Annotated in this window: 23 protein-coding genes, 1 tRNA gene and 1 pseudogene; 15 read left to right on the forward strand and 10 right to left on the reverse strand. The window is 61.6% G+C overall.

Annotation, left to right across the window (positions count from 1 at the left end; translation table 11 throughout):
• Positions 1-307 precede the first annotated feature (307 nt).
• The 3 genes from BFE01S_RS29965 (at position 308) to BFE01S_RS29975 (ending at position 3,193) form a co-directional block, all read left to right on the forward strand.
• Positions 308-1,123 carry a hypothetical protein gene (locus BFE01S_RS29965; RefSeq protein ID WP_156967202.1) on the forward strand — a complete coding sequence of 272 codons (816 nt, stop codon included), beginning with the start codon at positions 308-310 and terminating at the stop codon, positions 1,121-1,123.
• A 206-nt stretch (positions 1,124-1,329) separates the two neighbouring features.
• Positions 1,330-2,685: a hypothetical protein gene (locus BFE01S_RS29970; protein ID WP_028228672.1), complete on the forward strand. Its 1,356-nt coding sequence runs from the start codon at positions 1,330-1,332 to the stop codon at positions 2,683-2,685.
• A 268-nt stretch (positions 2,686-2,953) separates the two neighbouring features.
• Positions 2,954-3,193 carry a type II toxin-antitoxin system CcdA family antitoxin gene (locus tag BFE01S_RS29975; RefSeq protein WP_042339043.1) on the forward strand — a complete coding sequence of 80 codons (240 nt, stop codon included), beginning with the start codon at positions 2,954-2,956 and terminating at the stop codon, positions 3,191-3,193.
• A gap of 59 nt (positions 3,194-3,252) precedes the next feature.
• Here BFE01S_RS29975 and BFE01S_RS42095 read toward each other — a convergent pair whose 3' ends face one another.
• The gene (locus tag BFE01S_RS42095) at positions 3,253-3,612 is read right to left on the reverse strand and encodes a DUF7673 family protein (protein WP_052421026.1); all 360 of its coding nucleotides are present in this window, start codon (positions 3,610-3,612) and stop codon (positions 3,253-3,255) included.
• Positions 3,613-3,729: 117 nt separating this feature from the next.
• Here BFE01S_RS42095 and BFE01S_RS29985 point away from each other — a divergent pair, with 117 nt between their 5' ends.
• Positions 3,730-4,044: a cyclic-phosphate processing receiver domain-containing protein gene (locus tag BFE01S_RS29985; RefSeq protein ID WP_028228674.1), complete on the forward strand. Its 315-nt coding sequence runs from the start codon at positions 3,730-3,732 to the stop codon at positions 4,042-4,044.
• A 34-nt stretch (positions 4,045-4,078) separates the two neighbouring features.
• Here the strand turns inward: BFE01S_RS29985 and BFE01S_RS44715 are convergent, their stop codons facing one another.
• The gene (locus BFE01S_RS44715) at positions 4,079-4,828 is read right to left on the reverse strand and encodes a hypothetical protein (protein ID WP_156967204.1); all 750 of its coding nucleotides are present in this window, start codon (positions 4,826-4,828) and stop codon (positions 4,079-4,081) included.
• A gap of 413 nt (positions 4,829-5,241) precedes the next feature.
• Here BFE01S_RS44715 and BFE01S_RS40755 point away from each other — a divergent pair, with 413 nt between their 5' ends.
• The 3 genes and pseudogenes from BFE01S_RS40755 to BFE01S_RS43565 all read left to right on the forward strand — a co-directional run bounded on the left by BFE01S_RS40755 (position 5,242) and on the right by BFE01S_RS43565 (position 6,582).
• Entirely contained in the window at positions 5,242-5,535 is a 294-nt protein-coding gene (locus BFE01S_RS40755; protein ID WP_245621230.1) for a DUF2442 domain-containing protein, read from the forward strand.
• Between the two features lie 12 nt (positions 5,536-5,547).
• Positions 5,548-5,700, forward strand: a pseudogene (locus BFE01S_RS43560) (DUF3363 domain-containing protein); the annotation flags it as partial.
• Positions 5,701-5,841: 141 nt separating this feature from the next.
• Positions 5,842-6,582 carry a hypothetical protein gene (locus BFE01S_RS43565; protein WP_174464472.1) on the forward strand — a complete coding sequence of 247 codons (741 nt, stop codon included), beginning with the start codon at positions 5,842-5,844 and terminating at the stop codon, positions 6,580-6,582.
• Between the two features lie 64 nt (positions 6,583-6,646).
• Here the strand turns inward: BFE01S_RS43565 and BFE01S_RS43570 are convergent, their stop codons facing one another.
• The gene (locus tag BFE01S_RS43570) at positions 6,647-6,805 is read right to left on the reverse strand and encodes a DUF2442 domain-containing protein (RefSeq protein ID WP_084170245.1); all 159 of its coding nucleotides are present in this window, start codon (positions 6,803-6,805) and stop codon (positions 6,647-6,649) included.
• A 54-nt stretch (positions 6,806-6,859) separates the two neighbouring features.
• Between BFE01S_RS43570 and BFE01S_RS30010 the strand changes: the two genes are divergently transcribed.
• The gene (locus tag BFE01S_RS30010; protein ID WP_028228677.1) at positions 6,860-7,666 is read left to right on the forward strand and encodes an IS5 family transposase; all 807 of its coding nucleotides are present in this window, start codon (positions 6,860-6,862) and stop codon (positions 7,664-7,666) included.
• A 134-nt stretch (positions 7,667-7,800) separates the two neighbouring features.
• Here BFE01S_RS30010 and BFE01S_RS42100 read toward each other — a convergent pair whose 3' ends face one another.
• The 3 genes from BFE01S_RS42100 to BFE01S_RS30025 form a co-directional block, all read right to left on the reverse strand.
• Complete coding sequence (locus BFE01S_RS42100; RefSeq protein ID WP_084170246.1) at positions 7,801-9,534, reverse strand: DUF6538 domain-containing protein; 1,734 nt, start codon at positions 9,532-9,534, stop codon at positions 7,801-7,803.
• Positions 9,535-9,655: 121 nt separating this feature from the next.
• A tRNA-Pro gene (locus BFE01S_RS30020) sits at positions 9,656-9,732 on the reverse strand.
• Between the two features lie 46 nt (positions 9,733-9,778).
• The gene (locus BFE01S_RS30025; protein ID WP_028228678.1) at positions 9,779-10,771 is read right to left on the reverse strand and encodes a polyprenyl synthetase family protein; all 993 of its coding nucleotides are present in this window, start codon (positions 10,769-10,771) and stop codon (positions 9,779-9,781) included.
• A 334-nt stretch (positions 10,772-11,105) separates the two neighbouring features.
• Between BFE01S_RS30025 and rplU the strand changes: the two genes are divergently transcribed.
• The 4 genes from rplU (at position 11,106) to proB (ending at position 14,267) form a co-directional block, all read left to right on the forward strand.
• A complete protein-coding gene (gene rplU, locus BFE01S_RS30030) occupies positions 11,106-11,417 on the forward strand; it encodes a 50S ribosomal protein L21 (protein ID WP_006025184.1) in 312 nt (103 codons plus the stop codon).
• Between the two features lie 26 nt (positions 11,418-11,443).
• A complete protein-coding gene (gene rpmA / locus BFE01S_RS30035; RefSeq protein ID WP_028228679.1) occupies positions 11,444-11,707 on the forward strand; it encodes a 50S ribosomal protein L27 in 264 nt (87 codons plus the stop codon).
• A gap of 232 nt (positions 11,708-11,939) precedes the next feature.
• A complete protein-coding gene (gene cgtA / locus BFE01S_RS30040) occupies positions 11,940-13,076 on the forward strand; it encodes an Obg family GTPase CgtA (protein ID WP_028228680.1) in 1,137 nt (378 codons plus the stop codon).
• A 72-nt stretch (positions 13,077-13,148) separates the two neighbouring features.
• Positions 13,149-14,267 carry a glutamate 5-kinase gene (proB, locus tag BFE01S_RS30045; RefSeq protein ID WP_028228681.1) on the forward strand — a complete coding sequence of 373 codons (1,119 nt, stop codon included), beginning with the start codon at positions 13,149-13,151 and terminating at the stop codon, positions 14,265-14,267.
• Positions 14,268-14,392: 125 nt separating this feature from the next.
• Here the strand turns inward: proB and BFE01S_RS30050 are convergent, their stop codons facing one another.
• Both BFE01S_RS30050 and BFE01S_RS40765 read right to left on the reverse strand, forming a co-directional pair.
• Positions 14,393-14,956, reverse strand: a complete 564-nt coding sequence (locus tag BFE01S_RS30050; protein WP_028228682.1) for a CNP1-like family protein — start codon at positions 14,954-14,956, stop codon at positions 14,393-14,395.
• 128 nt (positions 14,957-15,084) lie between these two features.
• Entirely contained in the window at positions 15,085-15,756 is a 672-nt protein-coding gene (locus BFE01S_RS40765; protein WP_062871688.1) for an RNA pyrophosphohydrolase, read from the reverse strand.
• Positions 15,757-16,035: 279 nt separating this feature from the next.
• Between BFE01S_RS40765 and BFE01S_RS30060 the strand changes: the two genes are divergently transcribed.
• Together BFE01S_RS30060 and BFE01S_RS30065 are read left to right on the forward strand one after the other, a co-directional pair.
• Positions 16,036-17,772, forward strand: a complete 1,737-nt coding sequence (locus BFE01S_RS30060; RefSeq protein ID WP_028228683.1) for a proline--tRNA ligase — start codon at positions 16,036-16,038, stop codon at positions 17,770-17,772.
• An 18-nt stretch (positions 17,773-17,790) separates the two neighbouring features.
• The gene (locus BFE01S_RS30065) at positions 17,791-18,390 is read left to right on the forward strand and encodes a MarC family protein (protein WP_028228684.1); all 600 of its coding nucleotides are present in this window, start codon (positions 17,791-17,793) and stop codon (positions 18,388-18,390) included.
• Positions 18,391-18,515: 125 nt separating this feature from the next.
• Here BFE01S_RS30065 and BFE01S_RS30070 read toward each other — a convergent pair whose 3' ends face one another.
• Together BFE01S_RS30070 and ffh are read right to left on the reverse strand one after the other, a co-directional pair.
• Positions 18,516-19,067, reverse strand: a complete 552-nt coding sequence (locus BFE01S_RS30070) for a hypoxanthine-guanine phosphoribosyltransferase (RefSeq protein WP_028228685.1) — start codon at positions 19,065-19,067, stop codon at positions 18,516-18,518.
• 150 nt (positions 19,068-19,217) lie between these two features.
• A complete protein-coding gene (gene ffh, locus BFE01S_RS30075; protein ID WP_028228686.1) occupies positions 19,218-20,585 on the reverse strand; it encodes a signal recognition particle protein in 1,368 nt (455 codons plus the stop codon).
• Positions 20,586-20,669: 84 nt separating this feature from the next.
• Between ffh and BFE01S_RS30080 the strand changes: the two genes are divergently transcribed.
• On the forward strand, positions 20,670-21,602 hold the full coding sequence (locus BFE01S_RS30080; protein ID WP_028228687.1) for a cytochrome C assembly family protein: 933 nt from the start codon (positions 20,670-20,672) through the stop codon (positions 21,600-21,602).
• The last annotated feature ends 7 nt before the right edge of the window (positions 21,603-21,609 follow it).

The raw sequence follows: 21,609 nt of genomic DNA on the forward strand, positions 1-21,609 counted from the left end.
CTCCGGGCCATTCCGCGGAGGCGAGTAGCTCACATGACATCGCCCCGTCTCGATAGCGCTCCGGCATGAGCAGGCTGTCAGTTGACACACTACGAATATCGTAGCAATCTATTCACGTAACAGCTACAAATAATGCAACGCTCCGGCAGGAATTTGCGCCGGACGAAAAAGACAGCACCTCGGGGCCAAGAAATTGAGAAGTAAAAGTCGAAACACTTCGCCGTGACGCGCTGCTCACGCGCCTGACCTGAATCGCCTTTCAGGTTCCAGCTATCTACCATTTGTTGTCATCCATGCCGCGGACAGGATGCTGTCCGCCGCTGCGCGTCGCTTTTACTTACGGGGATCAACAATGAAGAAGCTTCTGCTTGCCGCATCGCTCGCGGGTGCGATTGCGTTATCTGGCTGCGCAGTCAATACGACGCCGCTCACCCGGGAGCAAGTCGCCGAGAAGGTTGCGGTCAAGACAGGTTATCCGGGCTGTAACGGCTGCAACATGGTCCGGACGTATGCCGCACCGCAGTTCTACCGACAGCAGTTCGTCAACGATCCGGATTTCCATGGCTGGCTAGATCTGAATTTGCAGCTGATTTCGACCAACTACAACACGGCCGGGCATGCGCAGGCGTACCGGATTGTCGCTGGCGTGATCGTGAATGGTGGATTCGTGGATGCGTGGCGGACGAACCATCCTGAAGAGCGTTGCCCGACCGATAACGAGGTTGAGCATGGCTATCACGGCTTCCATGCGGGCCAGGGCATCGAATTCTGGCTGGTGAAGAACGACGGCACCTACGAGCCGCTGGGCCATGTTGCCGACATGAATGGCGAGACGATCAAGAATCTCGAATGCTTCAACAACACCGGTAGCGGGGCGTCGTGGACCCAGATGATCGACCTGCCGGTCAGCGTGCTTGAGGATGCGTATCGCCAGAATCAGCCCGTCCGGATTTTCGCGGGCAAGACGCTGACGAAATACGAATCGACGAGCGATGGCTACAAGCCGGTGACGGTCGCGCACGAGGTCCGCAAGGGTTTGACGTTCGAATTCAGCCCGGATTACGTGGGTGGCTTCGTGGATGGCCTGAAGCGTCTGGGAGCCGACATGGCCGCCGTGCGTTAAGGCGGATTCGTCCGGTTCCGACAACTATTAATGATGCCGGGTTCGGCCAACGCAGCTGGCCGAACCATTTTTTACGGGGGATGGCGATGCGAGCCAGCGTGTTGAGTGCGGCGGTAATTATTGCGGTTGCGATGTCTGCGTGCGGGGGCAGCGGAAATAACGGAAAGAGCGGGAATATCGGCAATCAGACTGCCGCACCGAGCACCGTGACCACGATTCAGGGCGTCGCTGCAACCGGTGCCCCGCTGGTCGGTGCGACGGTGCAGGCGATTCAGGCGTCGAACAGTGCAGTCTGTCTTCAAGGGACGGTGACTGGCACGGATGGCTCGTTCCAGCTGACTGCCCAGACTGGGCAGAGCGGCTGCACGATTCCGTATCTGCTGTATGCGCAGACGGCGCAGGGGCCGCTGCTTGCTGTCATGCCGACAGGTGAGGCGCTGCCGGCTAATGGCACCGTGACGATGAACCTCACGCCGATCACGACCGCGATCTATTTCGGCACGGTGCCGGTCAGCAGCACGGCGAACAGCGCGGCTCTGGCGCAGGCACTGACCAATGTATCGGCATCGAGTTTCGCCGCGACGCAGAACAATCTGCTTCAAGCCTTGCAGCAACTGTATCCCGCCGCGATCTACCCTGGCGTGACGTGGTCCGGTTTCGATCCGGATGCGGTCTTTACGGCCAATCACACGGGTATCGATTTCGTGTTCGACAACATGGTCTTGACCTTGCCGCTTACGGTGAGCGTCCAGGCAAGCTCCGTGACGACTTCGGTGACGAATCCGGCAACGGGGCAGACGGTCACGATGACCTCCAGTGAGAGTGGCGGGTCGGCCGGGGCGGTGAGCCAGCTTCAGCCGCTGTCGTCTTCGGTGGTCCAGAACGGCGCGACCGTCAGCTTCACGGGGATCAATTACGACTCGGAAGGCGTGTTGAACACGGTCACGGCAGTAGATGCCGGTGGTGCGCCGTGGGCAGGTGCCATGATTTCCGATATCGGAACAAATGCTGTGGCCGGTACGGGGCAGCAGACATCCCTCACCGCCAATGGCACCGGCGGATTCAACTGGTCTTCACCGGTTGTCGCGGGCCTGACGTTTAACTTGAATGCCAGTGACTCGAATCTGCCTGCGGTTGCGATGGTCTGCGAGTCGATTGGCGGTGCGCAGACGTCGACCGATGTTCTGATCCCATCCAATGCTCAGCCCATCACCGATCCGGCCCAACTGACCGGCATCAGCTTCAATCGTTACTACGCCAACTGTTCTCAAGGCGGAACCTCGCCAGCGATGACGACGGGCAACTATCTGTCCATCGATGGTGCGGGCAATGCGGATTTCACGGTCACGAGTAACGGCACAACGAGCAATATCGCAATTCCCGAAGCCACATTCGCGTCTTCATTGAACGGTACCGCATACACGGGGAACAACGCGAAGGCCGCAGATGTCTGGTATGCCTACCAGTACCAGACGGCGACGGGGCTGACCCGTTACGCCATCGTCGAGCATCGCGTGCCGACCGCCGCGCAGTTGGGGAGCGTCGCACTCTGGTTACAATAGGCGGCCTCGACTATCGATCGGAGGCCCTTTCTGGAAATCCACCCATAACGGTTGCGCCGTTTGCTGCCTGCCGGCGTGTGTCGATGAAATCTTGCACGACACGTATCACGACGAAGACAATCACTCGGACTATCAGGGCGCGGATCGTATATCGACAACGCCTCGACACCGGACGGAACCGGGCCGTATTTTGCGTTCTAGAATCTGGGAAATGGATACGCAATGACGTTGAAGCTGTGCTGACCGAAGATCAGTCTGGAGATTGACGATGGCAACCTATACCTGCATCCCGAAAAGAATGGTGGATGCCTTGTCGACTGAAGACCTTTTCTCGGAAGCCAAAGATCTTGGCATTGATGTATTGAAAGTCACCGAGGCTGAGTTCGCCAGAGCCGTGTCCGACAAGCGTGCCGAGCGATGGCTGAAGGAAAACGCAGAAGCCATCGAGAGCTACAACGCTTATGTTGAGCAACACGGGCTGCCGCTCGAAAAGTACCGGATGTTCTGACGGAACGGTTCCGTGTCCTGGCTTTTTCCCCGTGGCATTGCCACGGGGAACCGCTTCCGTTAATCAGTCGAATCAATGAAGCCCCAGTCGATGGCCAGTTGCTCAAAGCGTTTTACGCCGTGGGCGAAGTAGTGGGCAACGTTATGCGAGCAGGCTCGCGTATCCATTTGCAGGACGCGCAGGACATCGGCGAAACATTCCTGGTCTAGCATGCGCAGATCTGCAAGCGGAAACGGGAAACGCTTCTGGTCATAGAGGCCGAGCAGGAACTCGGCCGCGACGTAGCTCGAACCGCCATCTTCGTGTGCGATGGCAAAGAGCCGGCGCAGCGCAGGCAGTCCGGCATCGATGAGATCCTGATTGGGGTTGCCGTGCAGGACCTTGTTGAGAAATTTCCGGAAAGGGTCATGGGGTGACATGCGATGGCTCCGATAGGTTGTCGTGGCACATTGGTCATGTCGAACAGCGGCGAATAAGAATCCGGGCCATCGAGAAAAAGGCAGACTTCGGTGATCGGGATGAACCAGGGGGGCACAATGAAAGTATTCCTGGATGATGAGCGTTCGACTCCCAATGGGTGGGTCCGAACGTTTTGGCCCGAAGAGGTCATTGCGTTGCTTAAAACAGGGAAAGTGACCGAGTTGTCGCTTGACCATGATTTGGGCGATGACGCGCGAGGTACCGGCTACGCGGTTTTGCTCTGGCTTGAGGAGCAGGTGGCCTTGCACGCGATGCTGCCGCCGCGTATTCATATTCACTCGGCGAATTCGTCTGCCCGGCTGAAAATGGAAGCAGCTGTTGCGTCGATAAATCGACATGCCTGTTGGAGGTGTGCGGATCAGCTTCGCTAACGCCGTTCGCACCAAATCCAGAAATCCTCCATTTTCAACCATGGCCTCGGGCCATTGGTGTTCCCGCCTGATCGGGAAATGCACTCAGGAAAGCTTGCCGTCGCTCTGCGTGGGTGAGCCCGTTGATTACTGGCTGGTCTGGCAGAAAACGGATATAAGCCAGGAAAGAACGCTCCGACAACTGCGGGCCATTGGATGGCCGCAGTCGTCTCCAGTCACGCCGCAATTCGCCGACGAGCTTTCCGACCTGCCGGCGCACGAGACGAAAACCCGGCTCGGCGTAGAGCCGGTCGAGCAGGATTTCGGCGTCGGCGTCCCGCAGCACGCCGTCGATTTCAATGTATCGGCGCCGATCCGGGGACAGTGACGCGATCCGGTGAATTCGGTCGAGACATTGGTTGTAGCTGCGATGAGTCAACCGCCATGACCAGGTTTTGCCGTCGTGGACCAGTTCGTGTTGCTGATCGGATGATTTCAGCCGTGAATGCGGATCGCGCAGATCCTGGAGCTGCTCGCGCTGGATCACGAGACCACGGCCTTCGCTTACCAGTAACACCCAGTCGACAGACCGTTGTCCGTTTTCGCTCCGGGTAGTCAGGCGTACACCATGAAGGAGACTGCTGGCCTCACCGGCCAGCCGGCGCTTGTGCTTGGTCTGGCGGCTGAGTTCCGTGCCATAGACATCGGCGAATTTTTTCGTCAGCCGGTCGAAGCCCGCGAGGTCTGTTCGCCCCGATGTATAGAAGAAGTGCTGATGGGTCGCAGCCTGCTGGAGGCGCTGCATGAAACGTATCTTGTCAGGATGGAGCATACTACCACACCGGGAATGATTTACATGATTATAAATTCGGAAAACTGATTAATCAGGGTTTAAATTTATTATTACAATTATCAATACGTGTTATGGGTAGTGTGCGGTGCCGCTCAAATCGAAGCTCCGCCGCGCGAATGTGCAATGCGATATGTACAGTGCGCAGTGCACATTCGCTGGATGAGTATCGGCCAGTCCGATGTAAACGGGGACGGCATAAAGAGACATCATATGTGTCACGCGGGTTTGTGGTCGTAAAAATGGGTCGCCGCAGGCGACATTATTAATAGAGGTTCCGGTTTTGCGATTTCGATCGATAAATCGCGCGAGTGGATGCTTGGTGGGCAGCGATTTTTGCGTAGGAAATTGACAAAAAACTCAAGGTTTTGACTGATCAATGCAGCAGAACATTTGGCGAGTTTGTCGACGAGGTTTGGGATGAGAGCTACGGTGAGGCACCGCGTTTTGATGAGCATACGATGTGGGGCGAACTATCGGAAAGCCGCACGCTGGGCGTGCTGCTCACGTGGTTTACGCGGCGGCTGAACGCCACGCCTGAACAACGTGCCGGGTACGAAATTGGACGCTACGGCCTGTACTGGGCTGCACTCGATGAAGACATTTCTATCGGAGGCGTGCTTGCTGGACGCGGCGACATGGCTCACCGTCCCAAGTTCTAGCCATACCCTGAGCGTTATGCCATGCTCGATGACGGCATGGGCCTCTCGCTTGTGCCGTGGAAGCCGGTGATCGAACACTGGCTGGGATGGCAACTTGTCGCGACAATGCGTGGCGGTGGCGTGTCTTGGGGGATCGGACGACAACGTGGTTTGGGCATTGATTAACTTCGTTAAGGCCACGATTCCCGGTGCGGTTCAAAGATTGAAGCAGATCACTGATGACCTATTGTGAATATGAAAAAAATATATGCTACAGCGAAGAAGTTCTTGATACGGGAACTCGCGCGATCGGACGCGCGAGAGATCGTGGAAAGTTACCTTATAGCTCCAAATGCGAGCATCGCCCCAGCGTCAATTAATGACCTGTTTGGCCGTCTGCTCAGCTCGGCCCAGAATGCGAACATGAAAGCTGCCGTTATCGGTAAGTCAATCGGTGGCGTGGAGAATCTGAGCCGTGCCCTCTTTCGCTTTAATCCGAAGAAGGTCAAGCGTGAATTTGATGATGATCCAGATGGGCTTCTTGCCCACATCATTGAGACGCTGAATCCGAGCGGTCAGATCCGGACGACTTCTCGTAGTATTTGGCCTAAATACTGCAAAACTATCCTGTCAGTCGCGACGTTTCTCGGTCAATTCAAGGATGGCAAAGATTTCTACGATTGGGCAAATCATTTCTATTCTGACAACAAATCTATAGCTGCTTTGCCCATGATCTTGGCAGCCGAGATTGAAGGAATCGGATATCCACTAGCTTGTGATTTTCTTAAGGAGCTCGGCTTCGTCAGTTACGGTAAGCCTGACGTACACGTGCGACAGATATTCGAGGGAATTGGGGTGTGCCCTGAAAAATCCACTGCGTATCAAGTTCAAAAAGTTATCGTCCAGATCGCTGAAGCCTCAGGTGTTTCAGCATATAACGTTGATAAGATCTTCTGGCTTATAGGTAGCGGCAAATTCTATAAGCATCCTCATATCGGAAAAGCAGGTCACATTGGCCGAAAAAAAGCTCAATTTATCAGAGAGTTCAGTACCTTAGATCGACATTGATCTAGTTCGTCGGAAACGACCGCGCGAGCTATATGGTATGCAAGGAGGAGGCTTAGTGGGCCGCTTAGGGTCGAGAAGCGCCGCGCGCGTCGCCGCGACCGGCCAACAGACCGTCGATAGAGATGTCCTCATCAATGGATTCCCAATGAAGTCCATAACGGCCAATATCGCAAGCGGCTCGTTGCTCTGGTGTCGCGTGCAGCAAACGAGGGAACCGGGCCATTGGAACATCTAGAGCGTGTTAGGCACTTTCGTTCAAACCTGGTAACCTGGCGGAATGCCAGAACGCAAGCCATACCCCACGGACGTTTCGGACGAGGAATGGAGCTTTGCCGCTCCATACCTGGTCTTGATGAACGAAGATGCGCCGCAGCGGCGATACGAATTGCGTGAAATGTTCAACGCGCTGCGCTGGATGGCGCGCGCCGGTGCGTCGTGGCGCATGCTGCCGACCAACTTTCCGCCTTGGGAGATGGTCTACCAGCAAACGCAACGCTGGCTCAACGCGGGTTGCTTCGAGGCGATGGTCAACGATTTGCGCTCGGTGCTGCGCGTGGCCCAGGAGCGGCAGGGCCAGCCCAGTGCGGTCATCATGGATGGCCGCACGTTGCAGTCCACGTGTGAAAGCGGTCCGCGCGCGGGCTATGACGGTCATAAACGCAAGCGGGGCAGTAAGGTCCACATGGCTGTCGACACGTTGGGCCTGCTGCTTGCGGTCCACATTACGCCGGCCAACGAGCAGGAGCGTGCACAGGTGGGCGAACTGGCGCGTCAGGTTCAGCACGTCACCGGTCAAACGGTGAAGCTCGCCTTTGCTGACCAGGGCTATACGGGCAACACGGCCGCCCAGGCCGCACGTGACGAAGGCATGGAGTTGCAGGTCATCAAGCTGCCCGAGGCGAAAAAGGGCTTCGTGCTGCTGCCGCGTCGCTGGGTGGTCGAGCGCAGTTTCGGATGGCTCAACCGCTTCCGGCGGCTGGCACGCGACTACGAGCGTTTGCCTGAAACCTTGGCAGGCCTGCACTTCGTCGTCTTTGCCATGCTCATGCTCGTCCATGCCGTGCCCATTATCCAAAGTGCCTAACACGCTCTAGCGTGCGGCCGTCAGATAGTTCCACCCACATGGTGCAATAGTCGAATCGAACTTCTTGAACCGAAATGCTCATTCCATGCTTTCTCGATTTCGTCACGATGTGCCTCTGACAGTGCGGATCAGGTTTAGCTGCCCTGGGCGATGCGATTCTGAGATCTGCCTATACACGTAATCCTGGGCCATTCAAGACGATCTAGTGCCTCACGCATGGTCTTGGGGCTTGCTGCCTTGGTGTAGTCCACGCGACCGCTAGAACCCTGCGCCGCATGGCCCGTGATTGAGTCCGACGTTTCGGTGCCGATTCCCTTGTCGGCCAGTGCCCCGCGTATCCAATGGCGGAACTTGTGCGATCCGTGAAGGCGGCCAGTCGGCAACCCGAGGACGCGCCTAAGCTCCAGGAACCATTTGCCCAAAGTGTCGCCCGGTGCGCTTGCCCGGCCGCTCAATGACGGGAATGCATTGCCCGTACCACCTGCGATTCTCTCATGCCACGCGGAGAACCATGGGTCTGCCAGCAGGTGAGAGGCCAGTGCAACGATACGCTCCGATTCGTCGGTCTTTACCGTCCCAGCCTCAGCGGTAATGCGAATGGTCTTGATGCTGTGGCGGATCTGAAAGTCCTCGCGGCGTAGCTGTGCTATCTCGCCGATGCGGGCTCCGGTATGCAGCAGTAGCAGCAGGGCGGCGCGTCCATCTTCAGGCGTCACATTGTCCCAATGCTGTACCTCTTCCATCTGGTCGGAGAACAGTGGCGACCCGAACAATATAGCCAGTTGGTCATCGGTCCATCCTTCGCGTTTCTTCGCGCCCTTGGTCTTGTCGAATGAAACCGTGAACTGGTTGCGGTCGAGGATGCCATCCTTGACCGCAGTGTTCACTAAAGCATTTACGGACGTGTAGTGATTGTGAGCGGTCTTGGCCCCGAAGCCTCGCGCCTTGCTGTCCAGCAGGAACTTGACGAAGGCTGCTCCGGTCGCTCGCGTCAGATCGCTCAAGGGGACTGTGCCGCAGGCTTCCTCGAATAACGCTAGCGCCTTTCCGGTGCGCTTTACGGGGTTGTCTGTCACAGCATATCCGTTCCACTGCTGCCAGGATGGCACCATGTCCCGGACGGTTTTGGGTGCTTCGCGAGACTTCTTTGCGGGTTCGTCGTCGGGAGTGAGTCCCTTGGGGATGACGGGGGTAGGCGGCGTATCCACGGGTTCACCTTGGCTTCTCTGTGCCACTGCATCCATGGTCCTAACCAGAGTTCGCGTGATGCGCTGAAGTGCCAGGCGTCCCTCGGTCGTGTCCCATTCCACCCGAATAGACAGAGGGTCGCAAACGAAGTCTACGTACTCACGGGTGGCCGAGAAATCCCCCCGAGCTAATGCTGCCTTCCAGGCCTGCGCCTGTTCCTGGTCAAACCGTTGCACCGCTACGGCCTGCTCTTGGGTCAGGAAATCCCCTGTTTGTTCCCATGTGCCCTGATCGGTATTGGGGCGGTGGCCCCTGTAGGCGCCCACCAGTAGCGGGGTAACGCGGGTTTGTTCATCCAGCGTCAAGACCAGGTTTTGTACAGCCTGGGCGATGTAAGCCTCTAGCTCTTCTGACAGCGGGACGAATGGCGCGGGGCGCGTCCGGTCCTCCAGCGCCTGAAACCGGACTCGGTATTCGGCTATTAGCCGGTGTGCAATGGTGATCGCTTCAGCGCGGTTGCGGGTCTTGAGGCTGGCTCTGTATGCGTCGGTCGCCAACTTGCCGCTCCTCGTGCGAGGGAACAGGTGTCGAAGGTGCCTGGGGATGCCGATACGGAGCTGATAGACACCGCTTTGGGGATGCGGTTCCAGTCCAGGAGGCAGTGTCGTCATGTCGTCCATCCGCAGATTTTGACACGCGAATTGACAAGGTAGATTGACAATGCCGGAAAAGACAAAGGCCCGTAAGTCCTTGACTGGCTTGGTTTCCCAATTCAATCAATTACTTACGAGCCTTAAATTCTGGTCGGGGTGAGAGGATTCGAACCTCCGGCCTCTACGTCCCGAACGTAGCGCTCTACCAGGCTAAGCTACACCCCGAATTGACTGCCGAAACTGCTGGACTCTTCAACGTACTTTGTCTTGTTCAAGACTGGCGCGTCGTCGAGTAAGAACATAATTCTAGCAGGCTCTCTTTGTAAATGGAAGGGGGGAAGGCGCAAATCGCGTCCGCCGCGGCCTGTGCTTCTTCCCTTGCGCACTTGAGCGTATGGTCGAGTGCGCCCGAGCGCGTGATCGCCGCGAAGATGTCGGCGAAGCGCGTCGTGCCGCCCTGTTCGATGGCTTCGCGCGCGAGGGCCGCCTCGGCGGCCGTGCCGTGTTCGATCAGCCAGATGAGCGGCAGGGTGGGCTTGCCTTCGCGCAGGTCGTCGCCGGCATTCTTGCCCATCGCCTCGGCGGTGCCCGCGTAGTCGAGCCAGTCGTCCATGATCTGGAAGGCCGTGCCGATGCGCCGGCCGAATTCCGCCGCCGCCTCTTCCGTGCGCGCATCCGACCCCGAAAGCACCGCGCCGAGTTGCGCCGCCGCTTCGAAGAGCTTGGCCGTCTTGTAGCGGATCACCTGCATGTAGCGCGATACGTCCACGTCCGCGTCGTGCATGTTCAGCAACTGGAGAACTTCGCCTTCGGAGATGATCGTGGTCGCATGGGAGAGGATCTCCATCACGCGCATCTTGCCCACGCCCACCATCATCTCGAACGAGCGCGAATACAGGTAGTCGCCCACCAGCACGCTCGCGGCGTTGCCGAAGAGCGCGTTGGCCGTCTTGCGGCCGCGCCGCAGATCGGATTCGTCCACCACGTCGTCGTGCAGCAGCGTGGCGGTATGGATGAATTCCACCACGGCGGCGAGCTCATGCCGGTGCGTGCTGCGGTCGCCGAGCGCCCCCGCGACGAGCAGCAGCAGCGCCGGACGCAGCCGCTTGCCCCCCGCGCCGATGATGTACTCGGAGATCTGGTTGATCAGCATCACCTCGGACGCCAGGCTTTGCCGGATGACGCGGTTGACCTGCTCCATGTCAGCGGCAATCGGGGCGAGCAGGGCTGCTGCGCTGGGGGTGTGGGTGGCGGTGGACGACATGATGGCAAATAGGGGTAGTGCCGCGGATTATAAGGCGAATCGCGCGACAGTCGGACGCCGGGCCGCGGTATCGCCGTCCATCCGGCCAGGGGATTTCCTCGGGAAACGCCTGCCAGGCGGCGCTTTCGGCGCGCCAGGGCGCGCGCACGGGCGGATGCCGTGCCTCGTGCGGTGCGACAGGACGAAGCCGCTGTCAAGGCGTTTTGACTGTGCGGCTAACTCTATGTATAATCGACGGTTTCCAGCGCGCAATGCACCTTGATTGTCCGTGCAGGGCAGTCTGGCAGTGCAGTCTTTCAACAGGCTGGAAAAGTTACTCAGAGTGAGGTTCTCAATGTACGCGGTCATAAAAACCGGCGGCAAGCAGTACAAGGTTGCCGTTGGCGAAAAACTTAAAGTAGAACAGATACCGGCTGACATTGACGCAGAAATCACGCTCGACCAGGTTCTCGCAGTGGGCGAAGGCGAATCGATTAAGTTCGGTACGCCGCTGGTCAGTGGGGCTTCCGTCAAGGCCACCGTTGTGTCGCACGGTCGTCACGCCAAAGTGACCATCTTCAAGATGCGTCGCCGGAAGCACTACCAGAAGCATGGCGGCCACCGCCAGAACTACACCGAACTGCGCATCGACGCGATCAACGCGTAAGCGCACGAAGGTAAAGGAGCAAACAAATGGCACACAAAAAGGCAGGCGGCTCTTCCCGTAACGGCCGCGACTCCGAGTCGAAACGACTTGGCGTGAAGGTGTTCGGCGGCCAGGCGATCCTCGCCGGCGGCATCATCGTTCGCCAGCGCGGCACGCGTATGCACCCGGGCCTGAACGTCGGCATCGGCAAGGACCACACGCTCTACGCGCTGGTCGACGGCCACGTCGCGTTCACGACCAAGGGCGCAGCGAACAAGCACACGGTCAACGTCGTCCCCGCAGCGGCCTGAGTTCCGGCCCGCTCGCGAGCGGGCTGAAACGCGACGCAAGGAAAGCCCCGCGAAGTTTGCGGGGCTTTTTGTTTATCCGGGCGCTTTCCAGGACGTCTGTCCGGGCCCGGTTGCGCGGGCGTTGCGCTTCGCCGGCCCATCAGCCATTCGGCCAGGTGGGCAAGGAAAGCGGCGGCGAGCACAATACGTGGGCACAATAACGACACTCACCGATTTCGGGACGGAGTAACGCATGAAGTTCATTGACGAAGCGAAGATCGAAGTCATCGCCGGAGATGGGGGCGATGGCAGCGCGTCGATGCGGCGCGAGAAGTTCGTCCCGTTCGGCGGGCCGGACGGCGGCGACGGCGGGCGCGGCGGCAGCGTCTATGCGGTCGCGGACCGCAACATCAACACGCTGATCGACTACCGCTATACGAAAAAGCACCTGGCGCGCAACGGCGAAAACGGCCGCGGCTCGGACTGCTACGGCAAGGGCGGCGACGACATCACGCTGCGCATGCCGGTAGGCACGGCCATCAGCGACATGGACACGGGCGAGCTCATTGCCGACCTGACCGAGCACGACCAGCGCGTGATGGTCGCACAAGGCGGGGCGGGCGGCCTCGGCAACCTGCACTTCAAGTCGTCCACTAACCGCGCGCCGCGCCAGAAGACCGACGGCAAGCCGGGCGAGCGCCGCATGCTCAAGCTCGAACTGAAGGTGCTGGCGGACGTGGGGCTGCTCGGCATGCCGAACGCGGGCAAGTCCACCTTCATTTCGGCGGTGTCGAACGCGCGGCCGAAGATCGCCGACTACCCGTTCACGACGCTCGCGCCGAACCTCGGCGTGGTGCGCGTGGGGCCGAGCAAGAGCTTCGTGATCGCCGACATTCCGGGCCTGATCGAAGGTGCCGCGGAAGGCGCGGGCCTTGGCCACCAGTTCCTGCGCCACCTGCAGCGCACGAATCTGTTGCTGCATCTGGTCGATCTGGCGCCGTTCGACGAAAGCGTCGACCCGGTGACGGAGGCGAAGGCGATCGTCGAGGAACTGCGCAAGTACGACGAAACGCTCTATGAGAAGCCGCGCTGGCTCGTGCTGAACAAGCTCGACATGGTGCCCGAAGACGAGCGCGCCGCACGGGTGGCCGACTTCGTGAAGCGCTTCGAGTGGGATGGCCCCGTGTTCGAGATTTCGGCGCTGACCGGCCAGGGCTGCGAAAACCTCTGCTACGCGGTGTACGACTACATCGCGGCGCATTCGGACGCGCGCCGTGCGGAGCAAGCCGAAGATCTCGCCTCGGACGTGCGCTTTCGCGACACGCCGGAGCGGAAGGGCGATCCTGGCGGCGAATTCAAGGGCGAAGGCGCGGCAGAGCCGCAGGAGTAACGCTGCATCTTTGCCGGCGCGCAGCGTGCCGGCCGCTTCACGCGTCATCAGTCACTAGGGAGACCGCGCAGTATGCGTTCCGTCATCGCCGATTCGCGGCGTCTGGTAGTGAAAGTCGGCTCGAGCCTCGTCACCAACGACGGGCGCGGGCTCGACCATGCGGCGATCGGCCGCTGGGCCTCGCAGATCGCGGCGTTGCGTGCGCAGGGCAAGGAAGTCGTGCTCGTGAGTTCGGGCGCGATTGCCGAGGGCATGCAGCGGCTTGGCTGGAGCAAGCGCCCGCGCGAGATCGACGAGTTGCAGGCGGCCGCCGCCGTTGGCCAGATGGGCCTCGCTCAGGTGTACGAAAGCCGCTTCGCCGAGCACGACATCCGTACCGCGCAGATCCTGCTCACGCATGCCGACCTGGCCGACCGCGAACGCTATCTGAACGCGCGTTCGACGCTGCTCACGCTCCTGCGTCTCGGGGTCGTGCCGATCATCAACGAGAACGACACGGTCGTGACCGACGAAATCAAGTTCGGCGACAACGACACGCTGGGCGCGCTCGTCGCAAACCTGATCGAAGGCGACGCGCTCGTCATCCTCACCGACCAGAGCGGCCTCTACACGGCTGATCCGCGCAAGGACCCGGCGGCGACGCTCGTTCGCGAGGCCGATGCGGGCAAGCCCGAGCTCGAAGCCATGGCGGGCGGCGCGGGCTCGAGTATCGGCCGCGGCGGCATGCTCACGAAAATCCTCGCCGCCAAGCGCGCGGCCCATAGCGGCGCGAACACGGTGATCGCGAGCGGTCGCGAGCCGGAGGTGCTGGTGCGCCTCGCCGCAGGCGAGGGGATCGGCACCCAGCTCGTCGCGCGCACGGCTCGCATGGCGGCCCGCAAGCAATGGATGGCCGATCACCTCCAGGTGCGCGGCCACGTGGTGATCGACGATGGGGCGGTGGAAAAGCTCCGTGCGGACGGCAAGAGCCTGCTGCCGATCGGCGTGATCGGCGTGCAGGGTGCGTTTGCGCGCGGCGAGGTGATTGCGTGCCTGAACAGCGCGGGCTTGGAAGTGGCGCGCGGACTCACGAATTACAGCAGCGCAGAAACGAAGCTGATCCAGCGTCGTCCGAGCGGCGAGATCGAGAGCGTACTCGGCTACATGCTCGAGCCCGAACTGATCCATCGCGACAATCTCGTGCTCGTCTGACGGGGCGCGAATCCTGAGCTTCGGCTGCGCTGCCTCGCTTCGCGCAGCCGATCGAAAAAAAGCCGCCCGGCATGCAGATGCCAGAGCGGCTTTTTCGTTTTGAGCCGGGGCCTCTCGTCAGGCGTTCAGCGCACCAGCGTCGATTGAGTGCGGCCGTAGCGCAGGTTTTCGACGATGGCCGACGCCTTGGCCACCGGCATCTTGTTCGCGCAGAAGTAGTCCTGATAGAGCGCGGCGCGATAGGCGTTGAGCGTGCCGTTCTCGATGCGCGACCAGTCGTTGGCCACGGTCTGGTCCCAGCCGTTGTGGTCGGCGTCGAGGCTCGCATAAAGGCGCCACTCGTAGGTGTCGCAGCGAATGCCTTCGTAGTTCACGTTACGCGCGCCCGAGGGGCTCGTAATGACGATCGTGTATCGAACGATGCCGTCCGTGCCCACGGTGAGCGAGGCCGGATCGATGGCGAACTTGAGCGGCGTGTTGTTCGAGACGTCGAACGTCAGCAGTTGCGCGCCCGGCTGCGGCAGCGGCGGCAGACCTTCGAGCTTGTTTTCCTGCCAGGCGCCTTTGCGGTCGAGCAGATAGGTGAACGCGCTGTCGTCCTTGTTGGTGGGGCCGGAACTGCCGCAGCCGGACAGGAGGACGCTACTTGCGGCCGCGGCGCACACCGCAGCGAGAGCCATTCGTTTCAAATTGATATTCCTTCGAAGCAACGGGCGAGCGCCTTGTCACCTTTTGGCGCGGCCCCGCAAATACAAACGGCGGCGCGAACCCGAGGTTCGCGTCGCCGGTTCTGGCGTTGAGCGCCGCCGTGGCCCTGTTAGTCGTGCTCGTCTGGCGCAGGCACGATCATACTCCCGCCGTCGGGCCCGCAGTCGTTTTCGAACGGGACGACAGCAAGAGCAGGCGTGGCCTGCACGGCGTCGGCATGGGCCGACGTGACGATGCGCGGGTAGCGGACCTCGTGGGCATGCATGCCGCCGCCATGCCGGTCTTGCCGCTCCGGGCGTGGCAAGACGGCGCGCCGCAAAAAGCGCGACAACTCGGTCAGCGCAAGCTGATAGACGTCGCGCTTGAACTCGATGACCGCCTCGAGCGGCACCCAGTATTCGTTCCAGCGCCATGCATCGAACTCGGGATGCTCCGTTGCCCGCAGGCAGATATCGCAATCGCGCCCCACCATGCGCAGCAGAAACCAGATCTGTTTCTGACCGCGATAATGGCCGCGCACTTCGCGCTTGATGAACTTGTCCGGCACCTCATAACGCAACCAGTCGCGCGTGCGACCGACAATCTTGACGTGCTCAGGATGCAACCCGGTTTCTTCGTGCAACTCCCGATACATTGCCTGCATGGGGGTTTCACCATACTTGATGCCCCCTTGCGGAAACTGCCAGGAATGTTCGCGAACCCGCTTGCCCCAAAACACCTCGTTGCGCGCGTTCAAGAGGATGATGCCGACGTTCGGGCGAAAGCCTTCACGATCCAGCATACAACCACCTTCGAATCCTTTAAAATTGCTTTGATTATAAACAGATAACGGTCCTGACGCACTCCGCGCCCAGAAGATTGGAGCGATTTGCCGCGAGTTCGCGCGAGGCGCGCGAATTCAGGGCATAGGAAACGCAGGAACCAGGTTCCCGGCTCTGCGAGGCAAGCTGGCGCCGGACGCAATGCGCTAGCATGTCGGCACCGCACCATTTTCCGGGAATCCCCACCGTATCACCTTCTTCGGGCGGTCCGCACGGGCCGCCGCTTTTGGAAAATCTGAATGAAAGCCTCCCGTTTCTTTATCGGCACCCTGAAGGAAGCGCCGGCTGACGCCGAAATCGTCAGCCACAAGTTGATGGTCCGCGCGGGCATGATCCGCCGCGTCGCGGGCGGCATCTACAACTATCTGCCGGTCGGCCTGCGCTCGATCCGCAAGGTCGAGCAGATCGTGCGCGAGGAAATGAACCGCGCCGGCGCAATCGAGCTTTTGATGCCGGCGGTGCAGCCGGCCGAGCTCTGGCAGGAATCGGGTCGCTGGGAAAAATACGGGCCGGAACTGCTGCGCTTCAAGGACCGCAAGCAGAGCGATTTCGTGATGGGGCCGACGCACGAGGAGGTCGTGACCGACATCGCGCGCAACCAGATCAAGAGCTACCGTCAGCTGCCGGTGAACTTCTACCAGGTGCAGACGAAGTTCCGCGACGAAATCCGTCCCCGTTTTGGCGTGATGCGCGGCCGCGAGTTCATCATGAAGGACGCGTATTCGTTCGATAAGGACGTCGACGGCCTCAAGCTGTCCTACCAGAAGATGTTCGACGCCTACACGCGCATCTTCACGCGCCTCGGCCTGCAGTTCCGCGCGGTCGCGGCCGACAACGGTTCGATCGGCGGCAGCGGTTCGCACGAGTTCCACGTGATCGCCGAAACGGGCGAGGACGACATCGCCTACTGCCCGACCTCGGACTTCGCCGCGAACGTCGAGGCGGCCGATGCGCTGCCGCTGATCGCCGCGCGCGCGCCGGCCACCGAAGCGCTCACGAAAACCGCCACGCCGGGCGCGGCGAAATGCGAGCAGGTGGCCGAGCTCCTCGGCATCGCGCTCGAGCGCACGGTGAAGTCGATCGTGCTGGCCACGGACAACGAAGGCGCCGAGCCCACGATCTGGCTGCTGCTGCTGCGCGGCGACCACGACCTGAACGAGATCAAGGCGGCCAAGCTCGAAGGCCTGGGCAACTTCCGCTTTGCGACCGAAGCCGAGATCGTCGAATGGTTCGGCACACCGCCGGGCTACCTCGGGCCGCTCAACACGAAGAAGCCGGTGAAGGTGATTGCCGATTCGACCGTCGCGAACATGAGCGATTTCGTGGTGGGCTCGAACGAGGTGGATTTCCACACCACGGGCGTGAACTGGGGCCGCGATCTGCCGGAGCCGGTCGTCGCCGATATCCGCAACGTGCAGAAGGGCGATCCGTCGCCGGACGGCAAGGGCGTGCTCGACATCTGCCGCGGCATCGAAGTGGGCCACGTGTTCCAGCTCGGCACCAGGTACTCCGACGCGATGGGCGCGACCTTCCTCGCCGAAAACGGCAAGCCGGCACCCATGCAGATGGGCTGCTATGGCATCGGCATCACGCGTATTCTCGGCGCCGCGATCGAGCAGAACTACGACGAGAAGGGCATCATCTGGCCGGAAGCGATCGCACCGTTCGAAGTGGTGGTCTGCCCGATGGGCATGGACCGCAGCGAACTCGTGCGCGAGCACGCGGAGCGCGTCTACGACGAACTCGTCAAGGCCGGCGTGGACGTGATTCTCGACGACCGCGGCGAGCGCCCGGGCGTGATGTTCGCCGACTGGGAGCTGATCGGCGTGCCGCATCGTCTCGTGATCGGCGAGCGCGGCCTGAAGGAAGGCAAGATCGAGTACCAGGGCCGCCGCGATACCGATGCGACGCTGCTGCCCGCCGAAGAAGCCGCGCAGACCGTCGCGCAGAAGGTCCGCGCGGCGCTCGCGCGCTAAGCGGCAGGGGACGCTCGCGTGGAATACAGCTTCGTCTCCGCGACGGTCCTGCTGCTGCTCATCACCGATCCGCTCGGCAACATTCCGCTCTTCATCGGATGTCTGCATCACGTGGCGCGGCCGCGCCGGGCGATCGTGATTCTGCGGGAAGTGGCGATCGCCTTCGTGATCCTGCTCATCTTCATGGTGGCCGGCAACGGCTTCCTGCGGATGATGGGGCTCACGGACACGTCGCTGCGCATCGGCGGCGGCATCGTGCTGTTCCTGATCGCGCTGCGCATGATCTTTCCGCACCCGGGCGGCCCGTTCGGCGGCGGCGACAAGGAGCACGAGCCGCTCATCGTGCCGCTCGCCATTCCGGCGCTGGCGGGGCCTTCGGCGCTCGCCACGGTCATGCTGCTCACTTCGCAGGCGCCGGGCAAGATGATCGAGTGGATCGGGGCGCTCACCGTGACGATGGTGGTGTGCGCCGTGGTGCTGGTGCTGGCCGAGCGCATCCAGCAGTGGCTCGGCGAGCGTGTGGTGACGGCGTTCGAGCGGCTGATGGGCCTCGTGCTCGTGGCGATTTCGGTGGAGATGATACTCGCCGGGATCAGCACCTTCGTGCATCACCTCTGACGCCCGATCGGGCGTGGCGGTGGAGGCGGTATAAACAAAAAAAGCGGCCCGTGGGCCGCTTTCTTCATGGTGCTACCGTTTGTCCGCTTCCCATGGGAGGGGACGCGCCTGGGACAATCCGAAACTCAGGCGCCTTCGGTCAGCGCGCGGATGGTCGGCAGATTACGCCAGTAGCCCTTCGCGTCCATGCCGCAGCCGAACACGTAGCGATCCGGCACCGAGAAGCCGCAGAAGTCCGGGTGCAGCGGCTTGGCCTTCGGGATGATCTTCTCGCACAGCACGGCCGAGAGGAAGCGCTTCGCACCCATGGCGAGAATGCGGTCGCGGATCGCGGCCATGGTTTCGCCCTCGTCGAGGATGTCGTCGAGCACGATCACCACGCGGTCCTTCACCGATTCGCGCGGCGCCACGCGCCATTGCATCTCGGCGCTGCCCTTGATCGCGTTGCGGTAGCGGGTGAGGTGGATGTAATCGAACTCGAGCGGGAAGTCGAGGTGCGGCAGCAGCATGCCGGTGAACACGGCGGCGCCGCCCATCACCGACAGCACGAGCGGGAAGTCCTCGCTGATTTCGCTGCGGATGGATTCGGCCATCCGGCCGATGGACGCATTGACGTCGCCCGCCGAAACGATCTCTTCGGAGTGGCGGAAAATGTGTAGGGCTTCTTCGCGATTCATGACTCTGGCGGGACCGTGGCTGTAGCTATGAAGTGTGGGAAATAACGCCGGCGCGCGCTACAGCATAAACCCGCGCATTCCAGCTTGCGCGCCGCGTTACGAAAGAGGGCATCGGGCGGCGCAGGTCGTGCGCCGCCCGATGCCCGGGGATCAACGCATGCCGGGCATCATGCCCTTCATGCCGCGCATCATTTTCTGCAGGTTGCCGCCCTTGAGCTTTTTCATCATGGTGCGCATCTGGTCGTACTGGTTCAGCAGGCGGTTGACCTCCTGGACCTGCACGCCCGCACCCGCCGCGATGCGGCGCTTGCGCGTGGCCTTGATGAGCTCGGGTTTGGCGCGCTCGGCGGCCGTCATCGAATTGATGATGCCTTCCATGCGGCGCATCTGCTTTTCCGCCACGCCCATGTCGGCGCCGGAGGCCGCCTGCTGGAACTGCGCGGGCAGCTTGTCCATGAGCGACGACAGACCGCCCATCTTCTTCATTTGCGAGAGCTGCGCGCGGAAGTCGTTCAGGTCGAAGTCGCCGCCTTTCTTGACCTTGTCGGCGAGCTTCTGGGCCGCCTGCACGTCCACGCCGCGCTGGGCTTCCTCGACGAGCGCGAGAATGTCGCCCATGCCGAGGATCCGGTTGGCCATGCGATCCGGGTGGAAGACTTCGAGGCCGTCGAGCTTTTCCGCCACGCCGACGAACTTGATCGGCTTGCCGGTGATGTGGCGCACCGAGAGCGCCGCGCCGCCGCGCGAGTCGCCGTCGAGCTTGGTGAGCACGACGCCGGTGAGCGGCAGGGCGTCGTTGAACGCCTTGGCGGTGTTGACCGCGTCCTGGCCCAGCATCGCATCGACCACGAAGAGCGTTTCGGCCGGGTTGAGCGAGGCGTGCAGCGCGGTGATCTCGTTCATCATCGCCTCGTCGATACCGAGGCGGCCGGCCGTATCGACGAGCAGCACGTCGTGGTAGTGGCGCTTCGCCCAGTCCACGGCGGCATTGGCGATATCGACGGGCTTCTGGTCGGGCTGCGACGGGAAGAATTCGGCGCCGACCTGCTCGGTCACCGTCTTCAGCTGCGCGATGGCGGCCGGACGATAGACGTCGCACGAAACGGTGAGCACCTTCTTCTTGTACTTCTCGCGCAGCAGTTTGGCGAGCTTGCCGACCGTGGTCGTCTTGCCGGCGCCCTGCAGGCCCGCCATCAGGATCACGGCGGGCGGGGTGACGGCGAGATTGAGTTCGGCGGCCTTGCCTTCGTAGTCGCCGCCGATCACGGCGGTCAGCTCGCGCTGCACCACGCCCACGAGCGCCTGCCCCGGCGAGAGGCTGCTGATCACCTCCTCGCCCAGCGCCTTTTCCTTGACCTTGGCGATGAATTCGCGCACCACGGGCAGCGCGACGTCCGCCTCGAGCAGCGCGAGACGCACTTCGCGCAGCATTTCCTGCGTGTTGGCCTCGGTCAGCCGGGCCTCGCCGCGCAGCGTCTTGACGACGCGCGCCATCCGTTGAGTGAGATTGTCGAGCATGGGGAGCGGTGAGCAGTGCGGCCGGGCCTCGGGCGCGCGGAGCTAATCCGGCGCGCACCAGGGGGCCTATAGTAAACTTCGAACATGGATATTGTACTGTATGCCCTCACCGTGCTCCTGTACGGCGGTTTGTGCGCCGCCGACTGGCGCGCGCTGCGCCATGCCGGCATCGAGCCGCTTCTCGGCAGCGCGAGCGCCGTGCCGGTGCCCGTTGCGGGCGGCGCCGCCGGCGCCGCGAGCACGCGCAGCTTCGGGCCGCTTTCCCGCTCGCTGCTCTTCGTCGCGCTCGCGGCGCACGGGGTGCTGCTGCACATGACGATCTTTCCGGCCAACGAAATGATCTTCGGCTTCGCGTTCGCGTTGTCGGCGATGTTCTGGCTGGGCGCCGGCATCTACTGGATCGAGAGCTTTTTCTTCCAGCTCGACGGGCTGCGTCTGCTGCTGCTGCCGCTTGCCGCCGTGGCCTCGCTCCTGCCGCTCGTGTTCGGCGGCGTGCGGGTGCTGCCCTATGCCGCGGCGCCGATGTTCAAGCTGCACTTTGTCATTGCCAACGTCGCCTATGGGCTCTTCGCCATCGCTGCGCTGCACGCGGTGCTGATGCTGGCCGTCGAACGCCGCCTGCACGCGCTGCGCGGCGGCGGCTTCCAGCGCAACGCCGGCACGCGCGGCGGCGGCTGGCTGTCGAACTGGATCGAGACGCTGCCGCCCCTTCTCACCATGGAGAAGCTGCTGTTCCGCCTCATCAGCGCGGGTTTCGTGCTGCTCACGCTCACGCTCGTTTCGGGCATCGTGTTCAGCGAGCAGTTGATCGACCGCCCGCTGTCGCTCGACCACAAGACGGTCTTCGCGATCCTCTCGTGGCTGATGTTCGGCGCGCTGCTCACCGCGCGCAAGATCTCGGGCTGGCGCGGGCGCGCCGCGCTGCGCTGGGTGATCGCGTCGTTCGTCGCGCTGCTGCTCGCGTATGTCGGCAGCCGCTTCGTGTTCGAAGTGCTGCTGCACCGGCCCGTTGTCTGAGCGCGTG

The sequence above is a fragment of the Paraburkholderia ferrariae NBRC 106233 genome (genome assembly GCF_000685035.1).
GTDB lineage: Bacteria > Pseudomonadota > Gammaproteobacteria > Burkholderiales > Burkholderiaceae > Paraburkholderia > Paraburkholderia ferrariae.

Bases quoted from the DNA above. Each gene is read 5' to 3' on its own strand.
- BFE01S_RS42100 (WP_084170246.1), bottom strand. From the start codon at position 9,534: ATGGACGACATGACGACACTGCCTCCTGGACTGGAACCGCATCCCCAA.
- BFE01S_RS29965 (WP_156967202.1), top strand. From the start codon at position 308: ATGCTGTCCGCCGCTGCGCGTCGCTTTTACTTACGGGGATCAACAATG.
- BFE01S_RS30025 (WP_028228678.1), bottom strand. From the start codon at position 10,771: ATGTCGTCCACCGCCACCCACACCCCCAGCGCAGCAGCCCTGCTCGCC.
- BFE01S_RS40765 (WP_062871688.1), bottom strand. From the start codon at position 15,756: ATGCTGGATCGTGAAGGCTTTCGCCCGAACGTCGGCATCATCCTCTTG.
- BFE01S_RS44715 (WP_156967204.1), bottom strand. From the start codon at position 4,828: ATGCAGCGCCTCCAGCAGGCTGCGACCCATCAGCACTTCTTCTATACA.
- rplU (WP_006025184.1), top strand. From the start codon at position 11,106: ATGTACGCGGTCATAAAAACCGGCGGCAAGCAGTACAAGGTTGCCGTT.
- BFE01S_RS29985 (WP_028228674.1), top strand. From the start codon at position 3,730: ATGAAAGTATTCCTGGATGATGAGCGTTCGACTCCCAATGGGTGGGTC.
- cgtA (WP_028228680.1), top strand. From the start codon at position 11,940: ATGAAGTTCATTGACGAAGCGAAGATCGAAGTCATCGCCGGAGATGGG.
- BFE01S_RS30070 (WP_028228685.1), bottom strand. From the start codon at position 19,067: ATGAATCGCGAAGAAGCCCTACACATTTTCCGCCACTCCGAAGAGATC.
- BFE01S_RS30010 (WP_028228677.1), top strand. From the start codon at position 6,860: ATGCCAGAACGCAAGCCATACCCCACGGACGTTTCGGACGAGGAATGG.
- BFE01S_RS42095 (WP_052421026.1), bottom strand. From the start codon at position 3,612: ATGTCACCCCATGACCCTTTCCGGAAATTTCTCAACAAGGTCCTGCAC.
- BFE01S_RS43570 (WP_084170245.1), bottom strand. From the start codon at position 6,805: ATGGCCCGGTTCCCTCGTTTGCTGCACGCGACACCAGAGCAACGAGCC.
- ffh (WP_028228686.1), bottom strand. From the start codon at position 20,585: ATGCTCGACAATCTCACTCAACGGATGGCGCGCGTCGTCAAGACGCTG.
- BFE01S_RS30080 (WP_028228687.1), top strand. From the start codon at position 20,670: ATGGATATTGTACTGTATGCCCTCACCGTGCTCCTGTACGGCGGTTTG.
- BFE01S_RS29975 (WP_042339043.1), top strand. From the start codon at position 2,954: ATGGCAACCTATACCTGCATCCCGAAAAGAATGGTGGATGCCTTGTCG.
- rpmA (WP_028228679.1), top strand. From the start codon at position 11,444: ATGGCACACAAAAAGGCAGGCGGCTCTTCCCGTAACGGCCGCGACTCC.
- BFE01S_RS30060 (WP_028228683.1), top strand. From the start codon at position 16,036: ATGAAAGCCTCCCGTTTCTTTATCGGCACCCTGAAGGAAGCGCCGGCT.
- proB (WP_028228681.1), top strand. From the start codon at position 13,149: ATGCGTTCCGTCATCGCCGATTCGCGGCGTCTGGTAGTGAAAGTCGGC.